This is a genomic window from Amaricoccus solimangrovi, assembly GCF_006385685.1.
Classification (GTDB): domain Bacteria; phylum Pseudomonadota; class Alphaproteobacteria; order Rhodobacterales; family Rhodobacteraceae; genus Amaricoccus; species Amaricoccus solimangrovi.
In genome coordinates this window covers 64,424-72,517 of the sequence record NZ_VFRP01000022.1, presented here as the reverse complement: position 1 = coordinate 72,517, position 8,094 = coordinate 64,424, and the positions used below count along the sequence as shown (strand labels likewise).

Sequence of the window (8,094 nt, the reverse complement as noted above, 5' to 3'; positions counted from 1 at the left end):
CGCGGCGCCGCCAGCGGGCGTCTGCGCGCGCGGCCCGCCGCGCGCGGGCCGCGCGCCTCCCTGCGCGCCCAGGCGCCGCTCGGCACCCTGTTCGGCGAGGGCCCGGCGGCGGCGATAGGCGGTGCCGGATTCGAGTTCGGGCCCGGTGTAGAAGATCGAGCCGGCGCCGAGATAAGCCATGATGAAGAGCGGCCCCGCGCCCCAGATATGCACGGTGGCGAGGATGAAGATCACCCCCATCCAGGCGATGAGATAGCCCTTGCGGTAGTCGGTCATCACCGGATCGAGCCGGCGTCGCGTGGCGATGGTCAGGAGATGGACCACGATTCCGCCGGCGAGCAGCAGGAAGGCGGGCAGCCCGTAGCGCATCGCCGTCACGAGCCAGAAATTGTCAACCGAGGGCTTCTTGTACCAGGGCCGGATCCAGTCGTTCAGGCCGATGCCGAGCCAGGGGTGGCGCGCCACCTCGGCGGAGCCGTATTCGAGGATCTCGGTCCGGCCCCAGCCGGTCGTGGGATCGAAGGCGAGATTTTCGATCACGAGGCCGACGATTCCGTGCGGCGCGGCGAGCTGGACGACCAGGGCGCTCGCGACCCCCGTCACGACGAGGAGCGTCCATTTGTAGCGCAGCGCGCCGAACAGCCGGTCCCAGCCGGCCAGCATCATCTGCAGCCCCATCGCGATGACCGGCGCCGAGGAGAGCGAGATGAAGGTCATGAAGCAGAAGAAGCCGGTCCGGACGTAGCGCCACGCGGAGCTGTCACGCAGGATGTAGTAGCTGTTCGCGATGCCGACCGAGCAGAGCAGCCCGTAGGTGATCGCGTGCTCCATGAAGGCCTGCACGCGGTTGAGCCCGAGCCGCGGCTCGTTGCCCGCCCGCGGCAGCGGCGAGGAGAAATGCGCGAGGATCTCCGAGATGAGCATGCGCTTGGTCAGGAGCTCGATCATCGCGAAGGGAAGCCAGAAGGCGAGCCCGTAGAAGAACCAGCGGAAGAACAGCGCGTAATCGGTCGTGCGGCGGATCAGGATCCGCCCGACCATGTAGCCGCCGAAGAGCGAGACCGTCTGGTTGACGACGAAGACCGCCCGTCCGATCCCGTTGTTGTAGATGATCGCCAGTCCGGTGAGCACGACCTGCGCGATCATCATGACGTCGAGCAGGATCAGCCGGTTCGTCCCCTCCGACACCTGGCGCAGGAAATGCAGGAAGAGCGGGACGATGAATACGAGCAGAAGCGCGGTATAGGGGGTGAGCCGGATCGGTCCGGCGTGGAATTCCGCCGGGATCATCAGCGAGACGACATAGAGGGCGAGCAGCGAGCCCGCGCCGATTCCGAGGATGCTCTCGTCCCGGGCGCGCGCGCGATCGGTGTCGAGCACGACACGGTCGTCCCGAAGATAGCGGCGCGTCGGCCGGGCGGTCTCAGCCATGGGGGCACCCGCGATGTGAGAAGCCTCAGTCACCATTTACGCGATCCGGGAGCCCAACCCAAAGCAACATGAAAGCAAGTCGTACCAGGGACCGGGCCGTCCCTCACCGTCCCCTGCCCCGCCCGCGCCCGGGCCTGACCGCCACGGGGCACGAGGGATCCGCGCAGGCGGTCCCGGCCGCGCTCACTATAGGTAGGCCGGGGCGATTTGACCATAGCCGCGGCCCGCGCGGGGCGCCTCGCCGGCGGCATGGTAAAGGAAGCGGCCGATTTTCGCGCGTGCCCCGCCCGGCCGGCCCGCGCTTGGCAAGGCCGCGCGAATCCGCTTCTATGCCGGCCGATCCGGTCTCCCGCGTCTCCCGTCCCGGCCCCGGCCGCCCGCCCTCCGCGGCGCGCCCCGTCCCTTGCCCCGTCGCCGAATCAAGGTCCTGATGAACATCCTGTTTTTTTCCGAGCAATCGCCCTTTCTCGACACGCGCGTCGGCGGGGCGGAGAATTCCATGCGGCTGATCGCCGAGGGGCTCGCGGCGCGCGGCCATGACGTGACCTATGGCTCGCTCCATCCCGGCGCGACCGCGGCGCCGCGCGAATTCATGGCGGAGGGCGTCCGGGTCCGGCTCTGCGCGAGTCCCCGGCGCAGCTTCCGGGGACGGCTGTTCCGCAAGGCCCGGCTCCGGGAGACCCCGCTCGGCCGGGCCTTCGACCGCGCCGCCTGGGCCCGGGTCCGGCGCCAGCTCCTCGGCGCCGCGGCCGCGGCCGGACGGCGCTTCGACGTCGCCTATGTCTTCTACGAACTCGACTTCCTCGCCGAGGCGCTGGCGGCGCGCGCGGCGGAGCAGCGCGGCATGGCGATCGTGATGCGCATGGCCGGCGTCAGCTGGGCCGACGAGATCCGGGCGCGGCCGGCGCGGGCCGCGCGGATCGGCGCGCTCTTCAACGCGGTCGACGCGGTCAACTACCTCTCGTCCGCCTCGCGCGATCTCGTCGAGGCGAGCGCGCGCGAGGTGGGCCTCGGCTTCGCGCCCCGGGCGAGCTTTCTCGCCGATATCGGGGTCGACGCCGGCACTACCGCGCACGGCTGGCGCGGCCCCTCCGGGGAGCCGGGGCTCTCGATCCTCTGCGCGACGCGCTTCACACCGCCCCAGAAGCGGCAGGACCTGCTGGTCGAGGCGCTGGGGCTTCTGCGCGACCGGCTGCCGTTCCGTGCCACGCTGATCGGCGACGGGCCGGCGCGCGAGCCGCTCGGCCGCCGGCTGGACGCGCTCGGCCTCGGCTCCCGGGTCGAGATCCGGCCCTTCGCGCCGCGGGAGGCGCTCTGGGAGATGATGCGCGGCGCCGATCTGCTCTGCCATCCCTGCGACCACGAAGGGGTGAGCAAGATCATCCTCGAATCGATGATGCTCGGCCTGCCGGTGCTCGCCTCCGACGTGGCGCCGCTGCCCGATTACGTGATCGAGGGCGAGACCGGCTACCGCGTCGCCAACACGCCCGAGGCCTGGGCGGCGCGGCTCATGCAGATCGCGGCGGCGAAGGCGGAACTGCCGGCGCTCTCGGCGCGGGCGCGGAGCTTCGTCGAGACGACCTATGGCGTGGAGAGGAATCTCGACCTCTACGAGACCCGGTTCCGCGAACTCGCCGAGGGGGCGCCGCCGAACGCGTGAGCGTGAGCCCGCCCGGCCGGGCGCTGGGGAGAGGCGGCGCGCGCGCCGCCCGCCCTCAGTAGTACCCGTAGTCCTCGCCGCCGTAGCGGCACTTGTTGAGCACGACGCCGAGCACCTGGGTCTGCTCGGCGAGTTCCTGCTCGCATTTGTCGACTTCGTCGAGCCGGCTCTTCTCGGAGGCGGCGACGAGAAGCACGCAGTCGAGATGCGGCAGGAAGGCCATCACGTCGTCGCTCTGCAGCATCGGCGGCAGGTCGTAGAGGATCACGTCGGGGGCGAAGGCGTGCCTGATCGACGCCACCCCCTGCGCGGTCGCCGGATTGAGCAGGAGCTCGGCGGAATCGCGCATGCCGCTCGCATTGGTGCCGATCGCGAGATTGTCGCCGTAGCGCACGAAGTTCTCCGCGACCGGCCGCGTGCCGCGCATCACGCTCGCCATCGACTGCGGCGTCGAGAGGCCGAGATGCTTCGCGACCGCGGGCCGGCGCAGGTCGAGGTCGACCAGCACCGTGCGCACCTCCGGCTGGTGGGAGAGGCTGAAGGCGAGGTTGAGGCTCGTCGTCGTCTTGCCGCAATCCTGGGTCGGCGAGGTGATGCCGACCGAGGTCCAGCCGTTCTGCCGGAGCGCGCGCAGGAGCTTCGTGCGCATCATGTCATAGGTGACATGCGCGGGATCGGCGTCGGCGAAGGTCACGATCCGGTTCCGCGCCATGAGCCGCGGATCGGGCTCGAAGGCGGCGATCTCGCCCCAGCCCTGGCCCGCGCCCGGCGCGGGCGTGAGGCCGCTGCGCGCCACCCGCGCGGCGGCGACGGCCTGATGCCCCGTTCCCGTCGCCGTCCCGGGGGCCGGGCTCGCACCGGCGGCCAGGGCTTCGCCGCGCTGTTCCTTGGCTTTCTGGATGGCGGCCTGGATACGTTCCATCGATCTCTCTTTCAAAAAACTCGGACGACGCGCGGAACGCGGGGATCAGGGCGTCCCCGCGGGGGCGCCCGAAGGCGCGCCGGGGGCGGTGCCGGGCGTGGTCGCCCCGGGGGTGGGCGCGGCCGGGCTTCCGGCCGTTCCCTCCACCGCCGTCCCGTCCTCCGTCCCGCCGTCGGGCAGGTCGAGTTCCCCGGGCGCGACGCCGACCTTCTCGAGCGTCTCGGCCGTCAGCGTGTCGATCGGCATGTAGTAGCTGTTGATGAGCCAGAGCGTGAGCGGCAGCACGACGAGGATGAAGGCCAGCACGCCGCCGAACAGCATCCGCTTGCGCCGGACCTCGCCGGGGGTGCGGATGTAGGGCACGGTGGCGAAGGGCTGGATGCCGAGCTTCGAGGTCAGTTCCACCGGCCGGCGGATCGAGCGGTTCAGCATCTCCATCAGGATGACGAAGGTGAGCCCGGCGCCGAGCCCGCCGATCACGCCCGCGGCCGAGATCAGGAGCCGGTTCGGGCTCGAGGGCAGCGAGGGCGTCGCCGGTGGCTGGATCAGGCTGAAGCGCTCGCCCTTCGACATCACCTCGATCCGCTCGCCGACCGTGGCCTGGCCCGCGTTCTGCACGGCGGTGTTGTACTGGTTCTGGATGTTGGTGAGCTCGCGCTCGAGCGCCGCGAGCTTCTGCTCGTTCGCGGGCGTCGCCTGCAGCGAGGCGTTGAGCTCGTCGAGCGTCTTCTGGATCGAGGCCTTGTCCTCCTGGATGAACTTCAGCCGCGCGTCGATCGGCGCGAGTTCGAGATCGAGCTCGGAGGTCGGCTTCGCCGCGCCGTCGGCGCCCGGCACCGCGCGCGCGGCCTGCTGCTGGTCGACGAGCTTCTGCAGCGCGGCGATCTGGCCCTCCAGCATCCGGATCCGCGGGCTGTCGGCGGCGTAGATCGTGCGCTGCTGGACGAGCTGGTTCTGCAGCGCGTCGAGCTGGGTCTCCTCGGGGCTGAGCGCGGCGGCGGTCGCCGAGCGGCCGGTGCGCTGGAACACCCAGATCACCGTCGCGCGCTGGTTCTTGAGGTCCGATTCCTCGCGCTCGAGCGCGATCAGCCGCTCCTGCTCGAGGATCTGGCGCTGGCGCCGCTCCTCGAGACTGTCCGGGAGCGCCTCGAAATTGTCGGTCTTGAACTTCGCGATCTTGTCGCTCTGCTTCTCGAGTTCGCCCGCGAGCCGGTCGACCTCGGCCTGGAAGAAGGTGAGCGTGTCGCTGGCGCGGCCCGCGCGGATCTTCTGGTTCTCCTCGAGCACGAGGTTCACCAGTTCGTTCGCGCCCTTGTTCGCGAATTCCGGCGTCGGCGCGTCGAAGGAGACGCCGAGGATCGTGGCGCCCGGTTCGCCCGGTCCCCGCGTCACGTCCGGCGTGAAGCCGATGAAGGTGATGCGGTCGACGATGTCCCTGATCTGGGCGCCCTCCGTCATCGGCGGGTCGACGTCCTTGTAGAGCCCGATCCGCTGGGCGAGCGTCGAGAGATTGGCGCGCGTCATCAGCCGCTGCTCGATGATCTGCGCCTGCTCGTAGGGATTGACCGGCGCGGTGGTCTGCGCGACCTGTTCGGAGAACTGCTGCGGCTCGACGAGGATGTTCGCCGAACTCGTGTAGGTGGGCGGCAGCAGCATCGCCACCGTCAGCCCGAGCGCGGACACGAAGGCGGCGATCACCAGGAAATACGGCAGCCGCCGCAAGAAGACCGCCCAGTAGAATTTCAGATCGAGATTAACCATCAACCGTTCCGTTCCGGCCGCCGGCGCGCGGCCCTCGCATCATCCCTCGCCTGGCCCGGGAACCCTTTCCCCGGCCCCGGGCGTCAGACGACCATCTTCAGATTGCCGTGCATCCGCCGGTCGGCCGCGACCTGCTCGACGATTCCCGCGTCGATGAGCCTCGCCCCGTCGGTATAGGCGTAGACCATCGCATAGTCGCAGATCTGGTTCACGAGCCGCGGCACGCCGCCAGAGACCTGATGCACGCATTCGCAGGCCGCCGGCGTGAAGATCTCGCGATCCGCGCCCGCGACCGCGAGCCGGTGGTTCACATAGGCCTGGACCTGCTCGGCCGTCATCGCCGGCAGGTGATATTCCGCCGAGACGCGCTGCGCGAACTGGACGAGGCGCGGCTGGGCGATCAGGTCGCGCAGCTCCGGCTGGCCGACGAGCACGAGCTGGATCAGCTCGTCCTTGTCGGCGTTGATGTTGGAGAACATCCGCAGTTCCTCGAGGGTCTCGGTCGAGAGGTTCTGCGCCTCGTCGAAGATCAGGATCGTGCGGCGTCCGGAGGCGTATTCCTCGATCAGGAACTCCTGGAACTGCGCGAAGAGCCGGACGTAGGAGGCCCCCTCCTCGGTGGGCACGCCGAGCGCCATCAGCACCCAGTGCAGGAGCTCGCCCCGGTTGCCCTGGGCGTTCGAGATGAGGCCGACGGTGAATTCCTCGGGCAGGCTCCGGAGCAGGTGGCGCAGCAGCGTCGTCTTGCCCGCGCCGATCTCGCCGGTGATCACCGTGATCGGCGCATGGGTCAGCATGCCGTATTCGAGCATCGCATAGGCGCGGGTGTGGCTGTCCGACCAGTAGAGGAAGTCGGGGTCGGGCAGCAGCGTGAACGGCCGCTCCGCCAGGCCGAAATGCTCATTGTAGATCGACAACGTACTCGCCATACCCATCCCACACCACCCCGCGCGCGTCGCGTCCGCCCGGGCCGAGGTCTTCCTGAAAGCCGCGTGAGGCCGCGGTGGCCCCCCGGACCAGCAGACCCCAGAAGGCGGCGGACCCGGCGTCAAGTCAACGCAAGTGCTCGTCAAGCGAGAGCGTCATACAGAATTTCGCCGATCCATGGCATCCCCATTTTTCAGACGAGGTTACAGCCTACCGCGCCGCGGGATGAGTTAACAGGCACGCCGCCGCGCGCCTGCCCCGGATTCGGGCACAATTCCCGCGCCGGACGACGATTCGTCGCCGAACGCGACAGGAATGTCACAGGAGCGACGGCCGGGCTCACATGGAATTGAGCGCCGCGCCAGGGAACCCGCCACGCTCCCGGAGCGGGGCGCGGCGGGCGCGCAACACTCAGGGATGCCCTTCAAAGATCATGAAATTTTTATTGAGCTTCCCCCCCAAAGATGTCTTAATGCCGAGCGGTGAGAGGGGTAGCTCGCCCAAAGATCAAAGCCTCTGGGGAAACGTCGAGGGGACACGGGACTAGGGCTGGGGCGAGTGACCTTCGGAGGTCATTCCGGCGCCGGATCCCATCGTTCAAGTCGCTCGGGCGTCATGACGTGTCTTTTGTGAGTTGGTTCGTGGCCTGGGTGGATTGATGGCACATTTCTCGGAACTCGACGCCGGTCTTACCGGCACCGGCTCCGCCTATGCTGAGACGGCCCGCCCCGCGAAGCGGGTCAGGCTCTACCGCGGTTATTTCAAGCGGCTCTTCGACATCCTCGCCGTGCTGCTCGCGGCGCCCTTCGTGCTGCCGGTGATCCTGATCATGGGCCTGCTCGTCAAGCGCGACGGCGGTCCCGCCTTCTATTGCCAGGACCGGATCGGCCGGGGCGGCAGGATCTTCCGCATCTGGAAGCTGCGCTCGATGGTGGTCGATGCCGAGCGCGAGCTCAAGGACCATCTCGCGCGCGACCCGCGGGCCCGCGCCGAATGGGCCGAGCACCAGAAGCTCAAGAACGATCCGCGCATCACCGCCGTCGGCCGGCTCATCCGCAAGACCTCGCTCGACGAGCTGCCGCAGCTCTGGAACGTGCTCCGGGGCGACATGAGCCTCGTCGGCCCGCGGCCGATGATGCCCGACCAGGCGCCGCTCTATCCGGGGCGCGCCTATTACCGGCTCCGGCCCGGACTGACCGGCTTCTGGCAGATCTCGGACCGCAACGAGACCTCCTTCGCCGGCCGCGCCGCCTATGACGCGCAATACGCGCGCCGGCTGTCGCTGCCGACCGACGTCTTCGTGCTCTGCGCCACCGTCTGGGTCGTCCTCCGCGGCACCGGCTACTGAGGCGCGGCCCGGGACGTCCCCGGGGATCCTCTTCCACCGAAGGCC

At 69.3% G+C, this 8,094-nt stretch carries 6 protein-coding genes; 2 read left to right on the top strand and 4 right to left on the bottom strand.

All coding sequences use genetic code 11. The features are described from left to right. A partial coding sequence (locus FJM51_RS17890) for an O-antigen ligase family protein (RefSeq protein WP_140455500.1) occupies positions 1 to 1,431 on the bottom strand: 1,431 nt, incomplete at its 3' end. Between the two features lie 430 nt (positions 1,432 to 1,861). On the opposite strand from FJM51_RS17890, the gene FJM51_RS17885 reads away from it, so the two are divergent. Then, complete coding sequence (locus tag FJM51_RS17885; protein WP_140455499.1) at positions 1,862 to 3,091, top strand: glycosyltransferase family 4 protein; 1,230 nt, start codon at positions 1,862 to 1,864, stop codon at positions 3,089 to 3,091. Positions 3,092 to 3,146: 55 nt separating this feature from the next. On the opposite strand, the gene FJM51_RS17880 is transcribed toward FJM51_RS17885, so the two are convergent. The 3 genes from FJM51_RS17880 to FJM51_RS17870 all read right to left on the bottom strand — a co-directional run bounded on the left by FJM51_RS17880 (position 3,147) and on the right by FJM51_RS17870 (position 6,691). Then, positions 3,147 to 4,013 (bottom strand): CpsD/CapB family tyrosine-protein kinase, encoded by an 867-nt coding sequence (locus FJM51_RS17880; protein ID WP_140455498.1) that lies wholly within the window; start codon positions 4,011 to 4,013, stop codon positions 3,147 to 3,149. Positions 4,014 to 4,058: 45 nt separating this feature from the next. Further along, the gene (locus FJM51_RS17875) at positions 4,059 to 5,774 is read right to left on the bottom strand and encodes a GumC family protein (protein ID WP_140455497.1); all 1,716 of its coding nucleotides are present in this window, start codon (positions 5,772 to 5,774) and stop codon (positions 4,059 to 4,061) included. 83 nt (positions 5,775 to 5,857) lie between these two features. Next, complete coding sequence (locus FJM51_RS17870; protein WP_233713174.1) at positions 5,858 to 6,691, bottom strand: ExeA family protein; 834 nt, start codon at positions 6,689 to 6,691, stop codon at positions 5,858 to 5,860. 668 nt (positions 6,692 to 7,359) lie between these two features. Between FJM51_RS17870 and FJM51_RS17865 the strand changes: the two genes are divergently transcribed. Then, a complete protein-coding gene (locus FJM51_RS17865; RefSeq protein WP_140455495.1) occupies positions 7,360 to 8,049 on the top strand; it encodes a sugar transferase in 690 nt (229 codons plus the stop codon). Positions 8,050 to 8,094 lie beyond the last annotated feature (45 nt).

Bases quoted from the DNA above. Each gene is read 5' to 3' on its own strand.
- FJM51_RS17865 (WP_140455495.1), top strand. From the start codon at position 7,360: ATGGCACATTTCTCGGAACTCGACGCCGGTCTTACCGGCACCGGCTCC.
- FJM51_RS17885 (WP_140455499.1), top strand. From the start codon at position 1,862: ATGAACATCCTGTTTTTTTCCGAGCAATCGCCCTTTCTCGACACGCGC.
- FJM51_RS17880 (WP_140455498.1), bottom strand. From the start codon at position 4,013: ATGGAACGTATCCAGGCCGCCATCCAGAAAGCCAAGGAACAGCGCGGC.
- FJM51_RS17875 (WP_140455497.1), bottom strand. From the start codon at position 5,774: ATGGTTAATCTCGATCTGAAATTCTACTGGGCGGTCTTCTTGCGGCGG.